A 19,932-nucleotide genomic window follows, 5' to 3' on the forward strand; every position below is an offset into this window, starting at 1 on the left:
CCTTCTTTTTCATTTCCCAAGAAATCTTTTTCCGCTTGTGGAAAGGTTTTGAAAATGGTAAATTTATTGTAAAGTAAATATTATTTAAGAGGTGATGGATGCATCCATGAATGATCAAATGTTTAAAAAGAACTATTCGATGCAAACCTTACATAAAGCATTACAAATTCTACGATCTTTTTCTTATGAGCATAAAACTTTGTCATTAACAGAATTACATAAACGTACGGGCCTATCTAAACCTAGTTTGCAAAGATTGCTTTCTACACTTGTTTATGAAGGCTTATTACATAAAAATTCAGAAACAAAAAGATATCAGTTAGGATTAGAGTTATTGTTTTTAGGTCATTTAGTAGAAAAAAACACAAGTTTTTTAAACATAGCTGCCCCAGTAATGAAAGAAATGTGGGTAAAAATAGAAGAGTGCATTAGTTTAAATGTGATTGAAAATGAAAAAAGAAAGTGTATAGATTTTATCGCAAGCAGTCATCAACTACAAACGATGATTACGGTGGGACAAGAATCACCACTATATGCAGGCGCTTCAGCAAAGATATTATTGGCTTATTTCCCAGCAGACATCCAAAAAGAGTATTTAGCAAAAATCCAATTCGAACCTCTTTCAAGTACGACGATTATTGATAAAGATGTATTATATGAGGAGCTACAATCTATTCAACAAAGAGGATATGCCAAAAGTAATGGTGAAAGAGTGAAAGGTGCGATTTCATATAGCGCACCGATATTTAATCCTCAAAATGAAATTTTAGCAAGTATATCTATTACCATCCCGTCTGTTCGTATTGATGATTATGAAGAACAAGAGCTAGTTGAAACTGTCATTGAAGGAGCCAGGATTATAACAGGTAAGATACAGAAAAATTAGACTGATGTTATTTATTTCAATATCCCCCCATAATCATTTAATTTATCGCGCCATATCGAATGTACATGTGTTTGTTTTTTATTGGCAACCCCCTCTTTACTATAGATTTCTATCCAAATTTGCGGCCCATCAATACGAAAGTAACTACCCGGTCGCTTGATTGAAGTTGAACCAGCCCAAGCAATCGTCGTTTTCTGTAGTTGTTCCTGAGATAAATACGTGTGTAGCAATGCCTTTCTTGCTTCATAAGGTGCATGAGCGACCCATTCCTCAATCAAGTGTTTTACTTGTATTTGTTGCTCCGTGTTTAGATTTTTTATAAGTAAACCTTCCTGAGTGGGGAACGATTGGTCATATCCGGGGCCAAGTAAAATGTCGTTAAACTCGTCATTAAGTTTACTTTGCTGTTTTTGCTCATTACATAGAGATAATAAGAGTGCATGGACAGCATTTACTTTTGCATCCATTGGATGATACGTACGATTATTTATTTGAAACATACGAGGTTGCGTCCCCGTAAACTCAGGGGTAATCGTTGTTTTAGAACGGTTAATGAAAATATTCTCTGCAAGATGATGCCCTGTTAGTTGAATCATCCAAGGTTTTGTATAGGAAGGGTTTCCATGTATAGAGATATAATATTCTTGTGCCCCCCATTTAAATGGAGGGTTCTTGATTGTTGTTGATAAAAAGTAATCAGCTTTAATGATTTCTGTCATATGTTCAAAGCCAAGCGGACTGAGATTTGCTTGAAGTAATAGCATGGCGAGTATAAAACTTTGTGTATTTAGTTCAGATAAGGGGACGCCATTTCTACTTGCTTGATTAATAGGTAAATTAGACCATTTATGTGCAATTGCCTTATTTAGTGGAAGAATCATCTCTTCTTTTTGTTCTTCATTTAAACTTTCGAAAAGTTGATGTGCAAGTTCAACTGATTCTTCCTTACTTGTGATATGGGGTTCATCTAAGAGATGGTTGAGTTGTTCAAGAATGTAATCTTGTTCATGTAATTCTGCTGCTGTTGGAGAAAAAGAGGCAAGCACATGATTGGAATATATGAAGGCTATGAAAACGAGTGATACTAAACATCGATACATGAGAAAAACTCTCCCTGTCCTTTTTTGTTAATGTGTGTAAAGCAAGGAGAGCTCATTCACTTATTTTGAAAAACGGTCTAGTTCGTACCCTCGGTTATGATCGTTGAAAGAAATATTTCCGCTTTACCTGATTCATTAAAGATGGATTTTTGCTTGGATACAGTAAATGTAACTTGATGAATACCTTTCTCTAAACCGCTTGATATATATAGATGTCTTTCTTTTTCTAAAGGCCACCACGTTGATAATGTTCGTACAGGTTGACCGTCAATATAAATATCTAGCATGCCTCCTGCAGGGTGACTCTTCACCTTCATCCCGAGAAAAGTTCCGGAGAAGGAAAATTTGATTGTTTCTCCAGCATTTTCACTGTACCAGTAAATACCTTTATATGGATGGCTGGCATGTGTGTAGGCAGAAGATTGTTGTAAGGCGATATTCACGTCATCATGAAGAGGAGCAGCTAGAACAGCTATTTGCGTATCCTGATTCATCAACTTTTGTGTTTCTTGAAAAATCGCTTCGGCATAAAGTTGATAGCCTCTATCGTTTGGATGTACAAGGTCTGTGGTTAATTCAAAAGCAGAATAAGTTGATTCACTAAATACAGGGCGTAAATCAATATTCTTAGCTAAATAATGGGCTGAGATGTCTGTGATCTTTTGAATGAATAATTCATTATCTAAAGGTGATTCCGTTAATGTATATATTTCTGTATCAGGATAATCTTTCTTTACTTGTCTAAGAAGTCCCTCATAAAATTGGGCAAACTGCTTTTCGTTCATATATTTTCGGTCATTTTCCCCGAACACAATAAAAGTTAAATCGATGCTTCCAAGGTGCGGAGTGGCGTTCAGCTTATTTAACCCTTCAAAAGCAGTGCTTCCGCTTTGTACAACCATATGACGCTTAAAATCAACATCATATGTATCTTTCATTTTATTTTCCCATATTTGAAACCATCTTTTATTCGGCTCTGATGCTCCTGATCCTCTACCAATACTATCACCAATGATTAAATAGTTAATTGTTTTTTCGCTTCCTACTTTTTCATAAAAATTCTCTACTGATTGATCTCCCTCCACTTTAGGTTCTTGAAAGAATTGAAATAAAAATATAAATCCAATACATAACATGGAACATAGGAGGAGTGATTTTCTTTTCATTCTTTGTACTCCTTTAAATATGACAATTTTAGATTACCCCATTTATCTTGTAATTAAATTGTATGAGATGAAAACGCTTTACGTCTAGAGGAAAAAGAAAAAAACTGACATTCTAAAAAAATTGGGCAAAAACACATGCAGGACAAGAACCTATGTCATATGATGATTTTGAAAATGCCTAAAACAAAAAGAGGAGTGAAATGATTATGAATTACGGATATGGATGCGATCCTTGTGCTCAACAAGTTCAACCTTATTATAGTTATCCAGTAGGTGGATACGGTGGTTGTGGAAATGGAGCATTCGGTGGCTTTGCGTTAATTGTAGTATTATTTATCTTGTTAGTAATCATCGGTGCTAGCTGGTGCGGTAACTGGTAATAATAAAGAATAAAGAATAAAGAATAAGGAGGGGCTTTTAGGAGTCTCTCTTTTTTTTCATCAACATATTTGTCAGTGAATAACAAATGGAAAATCGTTGAGCGATTATTAACAAGATTTCATGTATCCTGTCGAAATGAGATGAAAATTACGGTAAAATAGAAAGAAAAAAGTGGATGTGTACATTGATGTTTCCTAAAAGATTACAATCAGGAGATGAAATCAGAATCATTGCTCCTTCAAGAAGTATGGCTGTCATAAAGGGTGAACAAAGAAAATTAGCAGAAGAACGGTTAGCTAATTTAGGATTTAATATAACATATGGTCAATATGTCCTCGAACATGATGATTTTTTTAGTACAAGTATTGAGCAAAGAGTGGCAGATATACATGATGCGTTTGGTGACCCGAATGTTAAAGCGATTATAGCTGGTATAGGCGGTTATAATACCAATCAATTATTAAAATCAATTGATTATTCATTAATTAAAAACAACCCAAAGGTTTTTTGTGGGTATAGTGATATAACAGCATTGCTAGCTGCCATTCATCATAAGACGGGCTTAATTACATACTCCGGCCCTTTCTTTGCTGATTTTGGTATAAAATATGGGTTTGAATATACACTCAATAGCTTCCTTCAAGCAGTAACGACTGATGGCATGTATGAAATTGAGCCTGCGGATAAATGGAGTGATGATCCATGGCATCTGGAGCAAGATGAAAAGCAGTATATAGCATCCGAAGGCTATCTTGTACTTCAGCAAGGAGAGGCAAGCGGAAAATTAATAGGTGGAAATTTATCAACATTAACGTCATTACAAGGGACAGAATATATGCCTTCATTGAAAGATGCGATTATCTTTATTGAGGATAATGAAGAATCACATCCCTTTCTTTTTGAACGGGGGCTGCAATCTCTGCTACAGCAAAAAGAGGCGAATGAGATAAAAGCGATCCTTATCGGGAGATTTCAAAAGGAATCACAGGTTACTGAATATTTCTTAAAGAAAATGATTGAATCGAAAAAGGAAATGAGCGGCGTTCCAATTATTGCTAATATTGACTTTGGACATACAAATCAAGCTGCGACGATTCCGTTTGGATCGTATGCCACCATTAAAGCGGAAAAAGAAGATGTGGAGATTTTTGTAGGTGAATAGATAGGGAAAACAGTGTGCCCATGAAATTGGGTATACTGTTTTTAATACACAAATCAAGCTGACTTCACACTTAGAGCCTTCATCAAATCCCTCATTTCAGTTCATAACAATGGCAACTAAAATATTCTTTTAAATCTTTAAGAAAGTTTTACATTTCTCAAACATACAATTGAAATAAAAACATAAATCAATCTGATTCGCCCGCTCCAAAAAAATAATAATACTTCATTGCTCGTTTACCTCACATGTTATTGGTAGGTTTTAGCGGGTTTTCTTTATGTACTTTTGAATGCTCGATTAGTAAGGGGGATGGGGATGGACCGCACATATTTAATCAAACCTGTAATAGATGCAGAGTATCCAATGATTGATTATGGCAAAGGTGTATATTTGTACGATAGTGAGGGGAAGGAATATCTCGATGCTTCATCTGGAGCGATTACGGCAAATATCGGTCATGGAGTTCAGGAAATTATTGATGCAATGACAGAACAGGCTAAGCGAGTATCTTTTGTATATCGCTCACAGTTCACAAGTGAGCCAGCTGAAAAGTTAGCCAAGAAAATAGCTAGTTTATCCTTCCCAGAGTTGAATTGGTGTTTCTTTGTCAATAGCGGGTCGGAAGCAACAGAAACGGCCATGAAAATTAGTATTCAATATTGGCAAGAAAAAGGTGTGATGACCAAGACAAAGGTTTTATCTAGATGGATGAGTTATCACGGAATCACATTAGGTGCACTTTCTATGTCAGGGCATACTGGGAGAAGAGCGCGGTTTATTCCCCTATTGGAAGATTTTCCAGTGATTCAACCTCCTTATTGTTACAGGTGTCCGTACAATAAAGAAGCTCCTGAGTGTGGTTACCTCTGTGCAAATGAGTTAGATAATATTATTAGAAGGATAGGGAGTGAGCATATTGCTGCCTTTATAGCGGAGCCGATTATTGGGGCATCGGGGGCAGCTATCACTCCACCGCAAGATTATTACAAGATTATTAAAGAGATTTGTGAGCGCCATCAAATCTTATTTATTGCAGATGAAGTAATGACTGGATTTGGACGCACAGGCACAATGCTCGCTTGTGAGCAGTGGGGTGTTGAACCAGATATCGTTACATTAGGTAAAGGGATGGGTGCGGGATACACGCCGATTGCTGCTACTTTAGTCGGTGATCATGTGATGGAACCGATTGTTTCAGGTTCTAAGACAATTATGGGGGGGCATACTTTGAGTGCTAACCCTCAAGCCTGTGCCGTTTCACTCGCTGTCATAGAATATTTAGAAAAGAATAAAATTATACCTGAAGTAAAGAAAAAAGGTGAATATTTAAAAGCAAAGTTGTTACAACTACAAAAAAGTTTCTCATTTATCGGGGATATAAGGGGAAGAGGTTTAATGCTGGGGATAGAGTTTGTCCAGAACTTTGTAGAAAAGAAGCCATTCCCTAGGGCAATGAAAGTAACCGAAAGTATGATTAGTATTGCTCAACATCATGGGTTACTTGTTTATCCTGCTGGTGCAGGTTCAGACGGTGTGAATGGGGATGCAATTATGATTGCCCCCCCTTTGAATATTACTTATAAAGAAATGGATGACTTAATTCAACGCTTGCAAGAAACCTTACAGCAATTTACGAACTTTTATTTAAACGAAGTCGAGTTAAAGTTAGAAGGTGATGAAGAGTGAAACAGGCACTCAATAAAGTTTCATCTATTGAAGAAGTGGATCACTTATTTTTTGATGGTATGACATTAATGTATGGTGGTTTTGGTGGGGTAGGATCACCGCCGACACTGATTGAAGCGATTAAGCAAAAAGGGGTCTCACAGTTAAAGCTTATTGGTAACGATACTGGGTTTCCTCATATTGGTATTGGAAAAATCGTTAGCCTCGGCCGTGTATCTCACATAATTACTTCTCATATCGGCTCTAATCCGATTGCAGGCCAATTAATGACAGATGGGAGGCTGGCGGTTGAATTTTCTCCACAAGGGATACTGGCAGAGCGTATCAGAGCAGGCGGTATGGGGTTGCCAGGAATTTTATCAGATATTGCCATCGATAATGATATCGTACAAAAGGGCAAGGTTTTTTGTGAAATCGGTGAAAAGCGCTATATGGTTGAAACGGCGTTAACAGCGGATATTAGTATCGTTTATGCTAAGAAGGCAGATACATTTGGTAATCTCATTTTTGATAAAAGTGCAAGAAATACGAATCCACTTTGTGCGATGGCAGGAGACATTACCATTGCTGAAGTAGAAGAAATTGTTCCAGTTGGAAGTTTACAGGCAGAAGAAATCATTACGCCTGGTGTATTTGTTGATTATATCATTCAATCTGAGGGGGTGGACTGGAAATGGGCTTGGCAATAGAAACGCGTAATCGTATGGCCAAAAGAGCAGCTGCAGAAATCCAATCTGGAATGGTTGTGAATCTTGGCATAGGTATACCCTCATTAGTACCTAATCATCTCCCTCGAGATTTTGCCGTCATGTTTCATGCAGAGAATGGCATTATTGGGATGGGACCGAGCCCAATCCATGGTGAAGAAGATGAAAACTTATGCAATGCTGGTGGATTTCCTGTTTCTTTAGTTGCAGGTGGTTCTTATTTTGATAGCGCGCTCGCTTTTGGCATGATTCGTAGGGGTAAGGTGGATTTAACCATTTTAGGATCATTACAAGTGAGTGAAACCGGTGATTTAGCTAATTGGATTGTCCCGGGTAAAAAGGTACCGGGGATGGGGGGTGCGATGGAGCTTGCCCAAAAAGCGAAAAAAGTGATTGTCGTCATGAATCAAACGGATAAACACGGTCAATCAAAAATTGTGCAAAAATGTAGTCTTCCTTTAACCTCAACTGCTTGTGTCAATATGGTTATTACAGATATGGCAGTTTTTTCGGTTGAGAAAAATCGTGGATTAGTTCTTCATGAGGTCTTTAAACCTCATACTATTGATGAAGTATTACAACTTACTGATGCCACTGTGTCACTCCATGACAAGATTATTTTTTCATAGGGCAAAGGAAAATACTTAGCATTAGCGAATAACTGAAAAGAAAGCACTTTTTTTCCTTCTTATACATGATTCAAGCTTTTTCACCATCGACGATATCTTTAAAGGAGTGGGGCTTCGATGAATGAAGATTTAAAACTCAAAGACTGGTTAAATGAAAATCGAGCGAGGGGTACACGTTTTTTACAAAGGCTTGTTCAAGAAAAGAGTACGCGTGGACACGAGAGTAGTGCACAAGCAATTATTATCGAAAAATGCCGTAAATTAGGGCTTGCCCTCGATATATGGGAAATTGGAGATGAAGAGCTGCTTAAACATCCTGCTTATTGTTCTGATAGAAAGGATTATAGTGGTAATCCGAATGTAGTCGCTGTTCTAAAGGGCAAAGGAGACGGCAAATCAATCATTTTAAATGGTCATATTGATGTTGTACCAGAAGGGGATATAAATGACTGGACAGATGATCCGTATAGTGGGCATATCCAAGAAGGTAAAATGTACGGTAGAGGTACAACAGATATGAAAGGTGGAACAGCCGCATTACTACTCGCTTTAGAAGCGATTATTGCTTCAAATATTAAACTGAAAGGTGATGTTATCTTTCAAAGTGTGATAGAAGAAGAAAGTGGAGGAGCAGGAACATTAGCAGCTGTTTTACGAGGTTACCAAGCGGACGGCGCGATCATCCCAGAGCCTACTAATATGAAAGTATTTCCAAAGCAACAAGGCTCAATGTGGTTTCGTGTATCTGTGAAAGGTAAATCAGCACATGGTGGCACCAGATATGAAGGAATCAATGCCATTGAAAAATCGATGTTAATCATAGAAGGACTTCAGCAGCTAGAGAGAGTGCGAAATGCGAGAATTGACGATCCTTTATATAAAAATATACCCATTCCTGTGCCAGTGAATATTGGCAAAATTAAGAGTGGAGATTGGCCATCCTCTGTACCGGATATAGCTATAATTGAGGGCAGAATCGGTGTAGCTCCTCATGAGAGAATGGAAGACGTAGAAAAAGAATTAGAAGCGGCCATTGATGAGGTGTGTGAGAAAGATGGATGGCTATCAGAAAATATCCCAAGTATTGAATGGTTTGGAGGCAGGTGGCAACCGGGGAATCTAGAAAGTGATCATCCATTAATCACTACTGTCGGTAAAGCTTTTGAAAGGGTGACAAATAAAGAAGCAATCATTGAAGCATCTCCGTGGGGAACGGACGGAGGCATCTTATCAAACGTTGGTCATACACCGGTTGTTGTCATTGGTCCAGGTGTCACAGCTTCTGCTCATGATGCTAATGAATATATTTTTTTAGACGACGTATTTGAGGCTGCTGAGGTCATTGCCCTCTCCATTGTTTCATGGTGTGGCATGGTTGAAGAGTAAATAGATAGTTGCTTAGGTTAGTTGTTGGTTGCAGTAGGGTAAATAATAGATAAACAAACATTATTAAAAGATTAGTAGGAGGCAATTTAGATGCAGCAATTATTATGGATTAACGGAAAACATAAAAATACGCAAACATTAAAAGCACTAAAAAGTCCTTATAACCAAGAGGTAATAGCAGAAATCGCTCAAGCTTCATCAAATGAAGTAGAAGAGGCGATAGAAGCAGCAAATGAAGCGGCGAAAAAAATGAGAGAAATGCCTGCTTATCAAAGAGCAGAGATATTAGAATCAGTTGTTGAACAATTAAAGGCGCAAAAACAAAATTGTGCTGAGATTATTGCAAAAGAAGCAGCCAAACCGATAAAAGCGGCATTAGCAGAAGTAGAGCGGACCATTATGACCTATCGATTTGCCGCTCAAGAAGCAAGGAATATCCAAGGTGAAACAATCCCTATGGATGCGGCTCCAGGAGGAGAGGGAAGGGTGGCTTACACCGTCCGCGAACCACTTGGGGTTATTGCTGCGATTACCCCTTTCAATTTTCCTATGAATCTTGTTGCTCATAAGGTTGGTCCTGCAATTGCAGCTGGAAATGCTGTTGTGCTTAAACCAGCAAGTCAAACTCCGCTATCAGCCTATAAAATCGCCGAAATGTTTCAAGAAGCAGGTCTTCCAGCAGGTGCGCTCAATGTTGTTACAGGGAGCGGGAGTGTAATCGGCGATGTTTTCACCAGTGATGAACGAATTGCGATGATTACTTTTACGGGCTCGCCTGCAGTTGGAAAATCAATTAAAGAAAATGCTGGTTTAAAAAGGGTGACGCTTGAATTAGGATCCAATTCAGCTGTAGTTGTTGATGAACATACAAATATTGAAAGAATCGTACCTCGGATTGTTGCTGGAGCTTATAATTTTCAAGGTCAAGTGTGTATTTCCGTACAAAGAGTCTTCGTTCATCAAAATGTTTTTGCTTCTTTTGTGAAAGCCTTTGTCGCTGAAACCAAAAAGCTTCATTTAGGAAACCCCCTCGATGACCGAACAGATGTATCAGCTTTGATATCTGAAGACGATACAGTGAGGGCTTCAGCATGGATTGATGAAGCGATAAGGAATGGTGCCGAGTTAGCATATGGAGGAAGAGAAGAAGAGGGTGTACTGCAACCAACTGTATTATTAAATACAAGGTTGGATGATAAAGTTTCTTGTGAGGAAGCCTTTGCCCCTGTCGTCCATATTAATGAGTTTGCTTCATTTGATACTGCACTTGATTGGGTGAATCAATCTAAATATGGATTGCAAGCAGGTGTGTTTACAAATGACTTGCAAAGAGCGTTTCAGGCTGCGAAAAAGCTGCACGTTGGCGGTGTGATGATTAATGATTTCCCAACATTTAGAGTAGATCATATGCCATATGGAGGCGTGAAGGAAAGTGGAACAGGTAGAGAAGGAATAAAATATGCGGTGGAAGAAATGACTGAAATGAAACTAGTAAGCTTTCGCTTAGAGTAGGGAACCAAATGAGTAACAGAATATGAAGGCTCGGCGAAAGCCGGGCTTTTTCTATAATGGAGGGCGAAAAATGGTAGAAATCATACAGGAAAAACTGTGTACAAATCATTACGTAATGGACGTTGTAAAGGATTTCTATAATAAACGAATAAGGATTGATGATTATCGTGGTGATATGTGCGCAATCATAAAAAAAATAACTGAAGTTTCCGATGAACATGAGATTGAAAAGGTAATAATTAAAGCAAGAAAGGAGGATTTTGAAACGCTGATACAGAATGGTTTTCTATGTGAAGCTACCATAAATCGCTATTTTCTTGGGTCTGATTTATTCTTTTTCTGTAAGTATTATCAAACAGAAAGAAGAAGAAGTGATGACTGGATAAAAGAAGATGAGATTGTTGAAAATGTTTCTAAATTGTCAAAGGGGTTTCAAATAAATATCCCACCCGCAGACTATCAATTAAGAAGAATGACAGAAAATGATGCCAAAGGGTTGGCTACACTTTATCGGGCTATATTTGAAGTATATCCAACGCCTCTTCATGACCCCGAGTATATTAAGAAAACAATGAATGATGGTACGATTTATTTTGGTTATGTTTATGCAGATGAAATTGTAAGCGCTGCTTCAGCAGAAGTAAATAATGAGTATAAAAACGCAGAGCTAACGGATTGTGCTACTTTAGTGGAACATCGTAAGCATGGACTAATGAAAGTGTTATTACAGAGATTAGAGAAGGAACTTGCAAATGATGGAATCTATTGTGCTTATTCGATTGCTCGTTCTTTATCTTTTGGTATGAACGCAGCCCTACACCAATTAGACTACGTCTATCGTGGAAGGTTAGGAAAGAATTGTTATATTTTTAATAAACTCGAGGATATGAATGTTTGGGTAAAAGATTTATCAACAACGATTTTAAAATAATTTGCCCAAAAGTTGGCAGTGTATGACAAATTTTCGGCACCTCATCTGTATTTATGGAATAGAGGGGGAATGAGATTGACAAGCGAGTACGGTATTTCTAAAGAGGTCTTATCAGCAATTTTAAATAGCATAGACGAAGGGATTCATGTTGTTGATCAACATGGCTATACGATCTACTACAATGAGATAGCGGCCAAACATGATGGTTTAAAAATAGAAGAAGTGTTAGGAAGACCACTTTTAGACGTTTTTCCCTCGTTAAACAAAAATACGAGCACATTGTTTAATGTCATGCAAACTCAGCAACCAATGATCAATGAACAGCAAAGTTATGTGAACTTATATGGAAAACAGATTGAGACCGTCAATACTACTTTACCGATCGAGCTTGATGGGAAAGTTGCTGGTGCGGTTGAAATTGCGAAAGATTATTCGCGAATTAAAGAACTGAATGATAGTTTGATTGATTTAAGATCAAAAGTAAAAAGTAAAAGAAAATCAGCAACAAGTCATTCACATGCAACCAAATATACCCTTGATAGCTTATTAACAGAAGATGAGAAAATGATAGCGGTAAAAAACGAAGCAAAAAAACTAGCGCGTTCACAGTCACCGATGCTTGTAATTGGGGAAAGTGGAAGCGGAAAGGAATTATTTGTTCAAGGAATACATGATGCATCACTCTCGGCAAATGCTCCCTTTATTGCACAAAACTGTGCTGCTATTCCAGAATCTTTATTAGAAAGTGTCTTATTCGGGACAACGAAAGGAAGCTATACTGGTGCCATGGATCGGCCAGGATTATTCGAGTTGGCTGATGGAGGCACATTATTTTTAGATGAAATTCATGCGATGCCTATTGAGCTACAAGCGAAGCTATTACGTGTGTTAGAAGATGGTCAAGTGAGGAGATTAGGAAGCACAACAAACACATATGTGAACTTTCGCGTCATTGCGGCAATGAATATTCACCCTCAAATTGCCCTAGCAGAAGGGAACATACGAGCAGACTTATTCTACCGTTTAAATGTACTCACGTTTGAATTATTACCTTTAAGAGAAAGGAAAAAAGACATTGTTTTCTTAACTGAACATTTCATTAAGCAATATAACGAGCAATTTTTAAAAAATATTACTGGTCTAGACCCACAAGTACAGCAGTTTTTTTTCAAGTACAAATGGCCAGGAAATGTCAGGGAACTTAAGCATACGATCGAATATATGATGAATGTGTGTAATGGATCAGTCCTGACTATTCAAGATCTCCCTCTAATGCTTAAACAATATGTACAAGAAAAGAAAGACACTACTAAACAAACTGACTTTGCCCTGCGTCCCGCTTTAGCCAAATTGGAGAACCAATTAATAGAGGAAGCCATCAACCAGACAGAGGGAAATATATTAAAAGCAGCTAAATTGTTACAAATTCCAAGGCAAACGCTTCAATATAAACTACAAAGGCTTGAAGTGATATCAGGTGCTAAAGATGATATGGGATGACTAAGCTTTGACATAATAAATGTTCTTCTTAAAGTGCCGAATAATCGGCATTTTTTTATGACCACCATTTTTTAAAAGCCCTTCTATTAGCTGTTCCCTCCATTTGTATCCACTGTGTAGGTGTTCGCATATCTTATTCTTAGAATGAAATAGTTGGCATGGCTTTTGCATAATAAAATTGACGACTACTTTGAAGGGGGAAATCATGTGAAACAGTTTTTGTATAAGCCAAAAAGGCATTGGAAGGATATCGAACTTTGGAAAGACGTACCTGAGGAAAAATGGAACGATTGGTTATGGCAACTAACCAATACGATAAGAACGTTAGATGATTTAAAAAAGGTTATTGATTTAACGCCTGAAGAAGAAGAAGGGGTTAAAATATCAACGAAAACCATTCCATTGAATATTACACCTTATTATGCCTCACTTATGAGTCAAGATGATCCACGCTGTCCGATTCGCATGCAATCTGTACCCATTTCAGAAGAAATTCATAAAACCAAATATGATTTGGAAGATCCACTTCATGAGGACGAGGATTCGCCTGTTGCTGGATTGACTCATCGTTATCCAGATCGTGTCCTCTTCTTAGTAACTAATCAATGTTCTATGTATTGCCGTTATTGTACAAGGAGAAGGTTTTCCGGTCAAATTGGCATGGGTGTGCCGAAGAAACAATTAGATGATGCAATTGAGTATATTAGAAACACACCTGAAGTTCGTGATGTCCTCATATCTGGAGGAGATGGTCTATTAATCAACGATAAAATACTTGAGTATATTTTAAAAAGCTTGCGAGAAATTGATCACGTGGAAATTATTAGAATTGGTACAAGAGCACCTGTCGTATTCCCGCAAAGAATCACGGAGAATCTATGTAATATTTTGAAAAAGTATCATCCAGTCTGGTTAAATACCCATTTTAATACATCGATTGAAATTACTGAAGAATCGAAAAAGGCTTGTGAAATGTTAGCAAATGCTGGTGTGCCAGTAGGTAATCAATCAGTTATTTTGGCAGGAATCAATGATAGTGTAGCAATTATGAAGAAACTGATGCATGACTTAGTTAAGATTAGGGTAAGGCCGTATTATATTTATCAGTGTGACTTATCTGAAGGGATTGGCCATTTCCGTGCACCTGTTTCAAAAGGGTTAGAGATTATTGAAGGCTTGCGAGGTCATACTTCAGGATATGCTGTGCCAACCTTTGTGGTCGATGCGCCAGGAGGAGGAGGGAAAATTTCTCTTCAGCCGAATTACTTGATCTCACAAAGTGCTGATAAAGTAGTCTTAAGAAACTTTGAGGGAGTAATTACGACTTATCCAGAGCCTGAAAACTATGTCGCAGGTAAAGCTGATGATTATTTCCAAGGTGTATATGGAGATATGGAAGATATGAAATCAAAAGTAGGTATTGCGGGCCTATTGAATGATGAAGCATTTAATCTTGTCCCAGAAGGATTATCAAGATTAAATCGTCGTGATAATTATGACCATGATCCATCTCATAGTAATTTGAAGAATCGTAGGGAAAAACGTGACGAGTTAAAAGAAAAGAAATACCAAGCAGAACAAAAGAAAAGGTCAGAGTCGGAAACGGCAGCTTCTAATGAGTGAGGTGATAACAATGCAAAGCCATTGTACATGGTGTGATAGTAAGCATATTGAAGAGACAAAAGCCAGTGTGTTTTGGGAGCTCCCAGATGGCACAAAAGCAATAGAAATTACCCAAACACCATCTATTTTGTGCCAAGACTGTGATATGGAATATCAACCTGATGAACAAGTTAAAGAAATTGAAGATCAACTTTTTTTAATTGATACGAAAACAATAGATAAGGAGATTTCTTTTGCTGAATTGATGGCTAGACCACGATTGCTTAAGAGAAATTATTTTGATTTCTCTCATTTAGATTAACCTAATGCTTGATTTGTTATTAACTTTCCTTCATGATGTAGAAAAACGGATTAAAGGAAGTTGGTACGATGGCAAAATCTTTTTATCATTTTTTAATGACCTACCGCCATCCTGAACCAAAGGATGAAATAAGTATTTTTGCAAACGATGCTTACCTTGATCATAGTTTTCCTAAAATGTCTAAGAACTATCAAGAAATCAGTTCTTACCTTGAGTTAAACGGATCTTATTTAGCAACGATGACTGTCTTTGATGAAGCGTGGGAACTATATAATCATAAGGGATAAATGCTTAGTATTACCCAATTTCTTCTCCTATGATTCTATTAACAATGGTGTAGACTTACGTTTCATATAAGAAAGTAGGAAGTAAATTTAAAAGTACCTTATAGAGTAGATACGTAAAACAATCTACCTAAAGGTGCTTTTTATTTATCATTGACTTGGGTAATGACCACCATGTTTTATACCCCGAGCAAGTAACATAATATCTTTGATAGAATCAAGGACCATAATCATCATAAGAAGTGAAGGACATGTTTATTTAATGGATTGACTCATAATAAATGCAAATATAATATTAAGAATAAATTGACAATTACAAATAGTTTTAATAAAATGTTAGTTAATAAGCTATGCATACACCCAAATCTTCGTTAAGAGGGGTGATAGGAAAGAGATATTTTTAGAAAAAGGCTGTAGGAATAGGTTGATGTCTAAACGCCCGTTTGCCATACCCTAATCATAAGACGAATAGATTAGTATTTTTTACCTTGTTATATAACGTCTACATACATGTATAAATGTATGGGGGAGTTTGAAGTTTCTATACCGTAAAAGAAGGTGGGAATTTAAACTAAGGGTGAATGAAACTTATTATAGAACTTATCTCAAGAGTTTTCCCGAAAGAATATTTTTTTTAAGTTTATATATAACATCTATATACATGTATATATGTGAGGAGAGTTATGATGACTATTAATCGTGAAAGTTATATCCCTTTGTATAAACAAATTGCTCAAGACCTTCAAAGGAAGATTGAGAATAACATCTTTGAGCCAGGTCAGAGATTACCTAGTGAACATGAATTAACGGAAGAATATGGGGTAAGCAGATTAACGGTTCGTAAATCAATAAAACTTTTATTGGAAGAAGACCTAATTATCATTCAACAAGGAAAAGGTATGTATGTTAAATTTCCAATCATTCAGACGGACATTATGAACGATGTATTGGACGTGCAAAACTTTAGAGGGTTTTATGAAACTTTAACAGGTCAAGGTCTAAATGTGAAAATAAAATTAGTTAAATACGGTGAAGAAAAGATTTCAAAAAATATTGCCGAAGCACTAGAATGTTCGATGGATACTAAGATACGTACAATATACCGAATATTTTACTTAAAAGATATGCCGATCGCTTTTAACATTACCTATTTATCTCCTGAATTAGTTTTTACAGAAGAGATGATTGAAGAAGTGGAGGACCAACCATTAAGTACATTATTAAAAACAAGCAAAGATAATTCTCAGCTAGGTCTTGAGGAAATAAGATGTTCAATAGGGGTACGTCCTGTTACGAAGGAAATAGCAAATAGGCTAAACGTCCCTAATAACCAACCTCTAATGACATTAAGCAGAGTATTTTACTATAAAGATGCTTCCCCTCTTGTAGCAGGGCTCATGTATCTAAATACAGACTGTTATCAATTCACCATTAGAAGTAACAGTAAAGATAATAATGATAAGCCAACTTTAGAGATGTTATCAATTTACTGAAAAAAATAAATTTAAAATTAGGGGGGAATATTTTAATATGAAAAAAATGAAAGCGCGTTCATTCGTTGTTGTTTTGCTAGTTACATTAGTAATGCTAGTTTTATCTGCGTGTAATTCATCAGATGTTGCATCTTCGTCTGAAAAAGCAAAAGGAGAAAATGATGGCTTACCAGAGAATTATCCTCATAAATCTATTGATGCACTTGTTGGTTTTGCTCCTGGTGGTGGTCAAGACCTAATTATGCGTACAACAGCACAAATTTTTAATGATGCAGAGATAATAAAACAATCTTTTGTCGTCACAAATAAAACAGGCGCTGGAGGTCGTATAGCAAGTGAAGAACTAGCGAGGCAAAAAAGTGATCCTTACAAGTTAATAGTGATTCCTGAATATGGCCCAGGTTGGGACCCTAGACTTAGTTTAAAGTTTTCTGATTTTCAACCCATTGCTTCCCTGGCTACTAGTGAACTATTTATCTATGTCCATAAAGACTCTCCATATGAAACGATAGAGGAGTTGTTAAGTTCATTAAAATCGGAAAAAGATGTAACGATTGGTACGCTCGGTCCAATTGATGGTGGTGAAGCCTTTAAATGGGATCTAATCAAACAAGGGGCAGGCATTGATAAATTAAACTTCGTTCCAATGGAAGGGGCTTCTGAAGGCTTGACGGCTGTACTCGGTGGCCAAATCGATACAACCTTAGGTGTACTTCCATTAATTAATGACTATATCAAAACAGGTGAAGTGCGAGTGTTAGCTGTCCTTTCAGAAGAACGCTCCAAAGATTTACCAGATGTCCCTACTTTAAAGGAATCGGGAGTGGAGGTTGCTTTCCATCGATATACAGGAATATGGACAGGTGGAGACGTTTCAGCTGAGGTTGTTAATTATTGGGCAGAAAACCTAAAGAAAATGACTGAAACAGATAACTGGAAAACATTCTTAAAGAACCGAGGTTTGTCTCCTTATTATCTAAATACAGAAGAATATACAAAATTAGTTGAAGAAGAAGGGGTGGAGTTTAAAAAATATTTGGAAGATTTAGAAAAATAATTTCAGTTTTAAAAAGAATTTGAAAGTAAGCAATTCAATATCATTTATCATTCCTCTAAAGGAGGTTTCGTATGTTCGTTGAGCGCTATTTTGGTTTGTTTTTATTGTTTATTAGTATTGTTTTTCTCATCATGTCGTTTGGTTTACCAGTATATTCGACTAATCTGGGAGCGGTTGGAGCAGGCTTTTTTCCACGAATCATTTCCATATTAATATTCCTGTTTCTTTGCTTCCACCTTATTCAGGTAATGAGACTAAAGAAAAAAGAGTCAGAAGAAGAAGTGGATAAAAAAATCCGATTTCAACAAGTTTTCCTTATCCTCCTTCTTGCAGTGACGATTGGATTATCGTACTTCATTGGAATGCTAGCAAGTATAGGGGTTTTTATGTTCACCATTTTAGCATTTGTACAGAAAATACCTTGGTTTAAAGCGTTTACCTTTACCATTGTCGTTTTGATTTTGATGTATTTGATTTTTGAATTGTGGTTAGATAGTCCGCTGCCATTGGGTATTTTTGGATGAAAAATAATTGATTTCTGGGGGTGAGATTTTGTTATCGGAATTATTAACTGGATTTACAACGATGCTTTCAAGTCCAGAAGCAATGCTGTGGTGTTTAATTGGTGTAACTTTAGGCACAATCATCGGTGCATTACCTGGCTTGGGTCCTATTACCGGCATGGCCCTTCTGTTACCTTTAACGTTTAAGATGGACCAGTTAAGTTCTTTAATTTTATTAATGAGTATTTATTTAGGATCGATGTATGGGGGACGGATTAGTTCAATCTTAATCAACGTACCTGGTGATGGTGGCGCCATTGTGACAACATTCGATGGTTACCCATTGGCGAGAAAAGGAAAAGCCGGGTATGCCTTAACATTAAGTGCGATTGCTTCATTTGTTGGGGGCGTTTTTGGATTTGCGGGTATGGTATTTTTAACCACCATCCTTGCTAGATATGCACTCATGTTTGGACCCACGGAATATTTCTCACTCATCTTATTTACGTTAATTGTAGCTTGTGGGTTAACGCAAAAAAACCCATTAAAACCAATTATCGCTACATTGTTAGGACTATTACTATCAACTATCGGAACAGATATGGTTACAGGTGAGGAACGTTTAACTTTTGGCTTTGTGGAATTATGGGATGGAATGAATATCGCTGTCATCGGTATTGGGCTTTTCGGTATTTCAGAAGTACTGTTTAGGCTTGAAGAGAAAGTAACTACAAGAGGGATGAAGACAGATATAAAATTCTCCTCTTTATTTCCAAAAGTAAGTGAGGTTGTTAGTAACACGGGTTCGATGATAAGAGGATCAATTATCGGATTTATCGTAGGGGTTTTGCCGGGACCCGGTGGTCTTCTATCCACGTTTTTGTCTTATACTGTCGAGAAAAAACTGTCGAAGAAACCTGAGGAGTTTGGAAAAGGTGCCCCTGCTGGATTGAGTGGTCCAGAAGCTTCCAATAATGCGTCAGTAGGTGGTGCACTTATTCCTACATTTGCTTTAGGTATACCTGGTTCCGCTTCTGCAGCCATATTGATGGGGGGACTCCTTATGGTTGGCTTACAGCCTGGGCCGCTATTATTTGAAAATTCTTCAACCATCGTGTGGGCATCTTTTGCAGGCTTTTTCATTGCAAATGTATTGCTGTTAGTATTAAACGTTGCTTTTGTGCCAGCCTTTGCCTTTTTAATCCAAAAAATCGAACTGTTCCTAGTTCCATTTATTGCTGCATTTTGTTTTATTGGTGTTTATATGATTAATTATAGTTTTTTTGATATCTGGCTTATGATTATTTTTGGACTGCTTGGATATTTTTTTAGAAAAACGAATTTCCCTTTAGCACCGTTCTTTTTTGCATTTATTTTAAGACCAATGCTTGAGGATAATCTTAGGAAAGCAATCTTGACTGCCACAGGTGATTTAACCGTATTCTTTAAAAGCCCGATCTCACTATTTTTCCTAATAGCAACAGCTATCGTTCTAGTACTTCCACATATAAGGAAAAATAAAACAGAAATAGATTCTTCTTCTAAAAACATGTAAATAGAATTAGGAATCGTCATCGTTTGGTTTTATATAAGATGTATATAGATGTCTACACATAATTAGGAGG

General features: G+C 37.0%; 19 protein-coding genes. 17 read left to right on the top strand and 2 right to left on the bottom strand.

All coding sequences use genetic code 11. The features are described from left to right. The first annotated feature begins 106 nt into the window (after positions 1-106). Positions 107-886, top strand: coding sequence for an IclR family transcriptional regulator (locus MKX29_RS18535; protein ID WP_224937541.1), 780 nt, complete (start codon positions 107-109; stop codon positions 884-886). An 11-nt stretch (positions 887-897) separates the two neighbouring features. On the opposite strand, the gene MKX29_RS18540 is transcribed toward MKX29_RS18535, so the two are convergent. Next, complete coding sequence (locus tag MKX29_RS18540; protein WP_341106991.1) at positions 898-1,986, bottom strand: DUF3500 domain-containing protein; 1,089 nt, start codon at positions 1,984-1,986, stop codon at positions 898-900. Positions 1,987-2,063: 77 nt separating this feature from the next. Continuing rightward, entirely contained in the window at positions 2,064-3,152 is a 1,089-nt protein-coding gene (locus tag MKX29_RS18545) for an SGNH/GDSL hydrolase family protein (RefSeq protein WP_251161855.1), read from the bottom strand. A gap of 206 nt (positions 3,153-3,358) precedes the next feature. Here MKX29_RS18545 and MKX29_RS18550 point away from each other — a divergent pair, with 206 nt between their 5' ends. From MKX29_RS18550 to MKX29_RS18625, 16 genes are all read left to right on the top strand, one after another. Next, the gene (locus MKX29_RS18550) at positions 3,359-3,532 is read left to right on the top strand and encodes a YjcZ family sporulation protein (protein WP_095372875.1); all 174 of its coding nucleotides are present in this window, start codon (positions 3,359-3,361) and stop codon (positions 3,530-3,532) included. 188 nt (positions 3,533-3,720) lie between these two features. Further along, complete coding sequence (locus MKX29_RS18555) at positions 3,721-4,695, top strand: S66 peptidase family protein (protein WP_341106994.1); 975 nt, start codon at positions 3,721-3,723, stop codon at positions 4,693-4,695. Between the two features lie 315 nt (positions 4,696-5,010). Next, positions 5,011-6,381 carry an aspartate aminotransferase family protein gene (locus MKX29_RS18560; protein ID WP_251161854.1) on the top strand — a complete coding sequence of 457 codons (1,371 nt, stop codon included), beginning with the start codon at positions 5,011-5,013 and terminating at the stop codon, positions 6,379-6,381. Next, positions 6,378-7,070: a CoA transferase subunit A gene (locus tag MKX29_RS18565; RefSeq protein WP_281202364.1), complete on the top strand. Its 693-nt coding sequence runs from the start codon at positions 6,378-6,380 to the stop codon at positions 7,068-7,070. Before MKX29_RS18560 ends, MKX29_RS18565 begins: the two co-directional genes overlap by 4 nt. Beyond that, positions 7,055-7,717: a 3-oxoacid CoA-transferase subunit B gene (locus MKX29_RS18570; RefSeq protein WP_341106997.1), complete on the top strand. Its 663-nt coding sequence runs from the start codon at positions 7,055-7,057 to the stop codon at positions 7,715-7,717. Before MKX29_RS18565 ends, MKX29_RS18570 begins: the two co-directional genes overlap by 16 nt. 117 nt (positions 7,718-7,834) lie before the next feature. Next, positions 7,835-9,103 (top strand): peptidase, encoded by a 1,269-nt coding sequence (locus MKX29_RS18575; RefSeq protein WP_281202366.1) that lies wholly within the window; start codon positions 7,835-7,837, stop codon positions 9,101-9,103. Between the two features lie 90 nt (positions 9,104-9,193). Beyond that, the gene (locus tag MKX29_RS18580; RefSeq protein WP_251161852.1) at positions 9,194-10,615 is read left to right on the top strand and encodes an aldehyde dehydrogenase family protein; all 1,422 of its coding nucleotides are present in this window, start codon (positions 9,194-9,196) and stop codon (positions 10,613-10,615) included. A gap of 70 nt (positions 10,616-10,685) precedes the next feature. After that, complete coding sequence (gene ablB / locus MKX29_RS18585) at positions 10,686-11,546, top strand: putative beta-lysine N-acetyltransferase (protein ID WP_341107000.1); 861 nt, start codon at positions 10,686-10,688, stop codon at positions 11,544-11,546. A gap of 75 nt (positions 11,547-11,621) precedes the next feature. Further along, positions 11,622-13,046: a sigma-54 interaction domain-containing protein gene (locus MKX29_RS18590; protein WP_341107002.1), complete on the top strand. Its 1,425-nt coding sequence runs from the start codon at positions 11,622-11,624 to the stop codon at positions 13,044-13,046. 207 nt (positions 13,047-13,253) lie between these two features. Beyond that, positions 13,254-14,669 (top strand): lysine 2,3-aminomutase, encoded by a 1,416-nt coding sequence (gene ablA / locus MKX29_RS18595; protein WP_095372884.1) that lies wholly within the window; start codon positions 13,254-13,256, stop codon positions 14,667-14,669. A gap of 10 nt (positions 14,670-14,679) precedes the next feature. After that, complete coding sequence (locus tag MKX29_RS18600; protein WP_251161849.1) at positions 14,680-14,970, top strand: YokU family protein; 291 nt, start codon at positions 14,680-14,682, stop codon at positions 14,968-14,970. A gap of 68 nt (positions 14,971-15,038) precedes the next feature. Then, positions 15,039-15,257, top strand: coding sequence for a YozE family protein (locus tag MKX29_RS18605; RefSeq protein ID WP_095372886.1), 219 nt, complete (start codon positions 15,039-15,041; stop codon positions 15,255-15,257). Positions 15,258-15,940: 683 nt separating this feature from the next. Continuing rightward, positions 15,941-16,747 carry a GntR family transcriptional regulator gene (locus MKX29_RS18610; protein WP_224937554.1) on the top strand — a complete coding sequence of 269 codons (807 nt, stop codon included), beginning with the start codon at positions 15,941-15,943 and terminating at the stop codon, positions 16,745-16,747. 37 nt (positions 16,748-16,784) lie between these two features. Continuing rightward, complete coding sequence (locus tag MKX29_RS18615; protein WP_341107005.1) at positions 16,785-17,804, top strand: tripartite tricarboxylate transporter substrate binding protein; 1,020 nt, start codon at positions 16,785-16,787, stop codon at positions 17,802-17,804. 71 nt (positions 17,805-17,875) lie between these two features. Continuing rightward, positions 17,876-18,328, top strand: coding sequence for a tripartite tricarboxylate transporter TctB family protein (locus tag MKX29_RS18620; RefSeq protein ID WP_251161846.1), 453 nt, complete (start codon positions 17,876-17,878; stop codon positions 18,326-18,328). A 28-nt stretch (positions 18,329-18,356) separates the two neighbouring features. After that, a complete protein-coding gene (locus MKX29_RS18625; protein ID WP_341107008.1) occupies positions 18,357-19,862 on the top strand; it encodes a tripartite tricarboxylate transporter permease in 1,506 nt (501 codons plus the stop codon). Positions 19,863-19,932 lie beyond the last annotated feature (70 nt).

This window comes from Cytobacillus sp. FSL R7-0696 (genome assembly GCF_038006865.1).
Classification (GTDB): domain Bacteria; phylum Bacillota; class Bacilli; order Bacillales; family Cytobacillaceae; genus Cytobacillus; species Cytobacillus kochii.

Coding starts and splice junctions, on each gene's coding strand:
- MKX29_RS18550 (WP_095372875.1), top strand. CDS start 3,359: ATGAATTACGGATATGGATGCGATCCTTGTGCTCAACAAGTTCAACCT.
- MKX29_RS18575 (WP_281202366.1), top strand. CDS start 7,835: ATGAATGAAGATTTAAAACTCAAAGACTGGTTAAATGAAAATCGAGCG.
- MKX29_RS18540 (WP_341106991.1), bottom strand. CDS start 1,986: ATGTATCGATGTTTAGTATCACTCGTTTTCATAGCCTTCATATATTCC.
- MKX29_RS18605 (WP_095372886.1), top strand. CDS start 15,039: ATGGCAAAATCTTTTTATCATTTTTTAATGACCTACCGCCATCCTGAA.
- MKX29_RS18545 (WP_251161855.1), bottom strand. CDS start 3,152: ATGAAAAGAAAATCACTCCTCCTATGTTCCATGTTATGTATTGGATTT.
- MKX29_RS18620 (WP_251161846.1), top strand. CDS start 17,876: ATGTTCGTTGAGCGCTATTTTGGTTTGTTTTTATTGTTTATTAGTATT.
- MKX29_RS18560 (WP_251161854.1), top strand. CDS start 5,011: ATGGACCGCACATATTTAATCAAACCTGTAATAGATGCAGAGTATCCA.
- MKX29_RS18600 (WP_251161849.1), top strand. CDS start 14,680: ATGCAAAGCCATTGTACATGGTGTGATAGTAAGCATATTGAAGAGACA.
- ablB (WP_341107000.1), top strand. CDS start 10,686: ATGGTAGAAATCATACAGGAAAAACTGTGTACAAATCATTACGTAATG.
- MKX29_RS18535 (WP_224937541.1), top strand. CDS start 107: ATGAATGATCAAATGTTTAAAAAGAACTATTCGATGCAAACCTTACAT.
- MKX29_RS18615 (WP_341107005.1), top strand. CDS start 16,785: ATGAAAAAAATGAAAGCGCGTTCATTCGTTGTTGTTTTGCTAGTTACA.
- MKX29_RS18570 (WP_341106997.1), top strand. CDS start 7,055: ATGGGCTTGGCAATAGAAACGCGTAATCGTATGGCCAAAAGAGCAGCT.
- MKX29_RS18555 (WP_341106994.1), top strand. CDS start 3,721: ATGTTTCCTAAAAGATTACAATCAGGAGATGAAATCAGAATCATTGCT.
- MKX29_RS18580 (WP_251161852.1), top strand. CDS start 9,194: ATGCAGCAATTATTATGGATTAACGGAAAACATAAAAATACGCAAACA.
- MKX29_RS18610 (WP_224937554.1), top strand. CDS start 15,941: ATGACTATTAATCGTGAAAGTTATATCCCTTTGTATAAACAAATTGCT.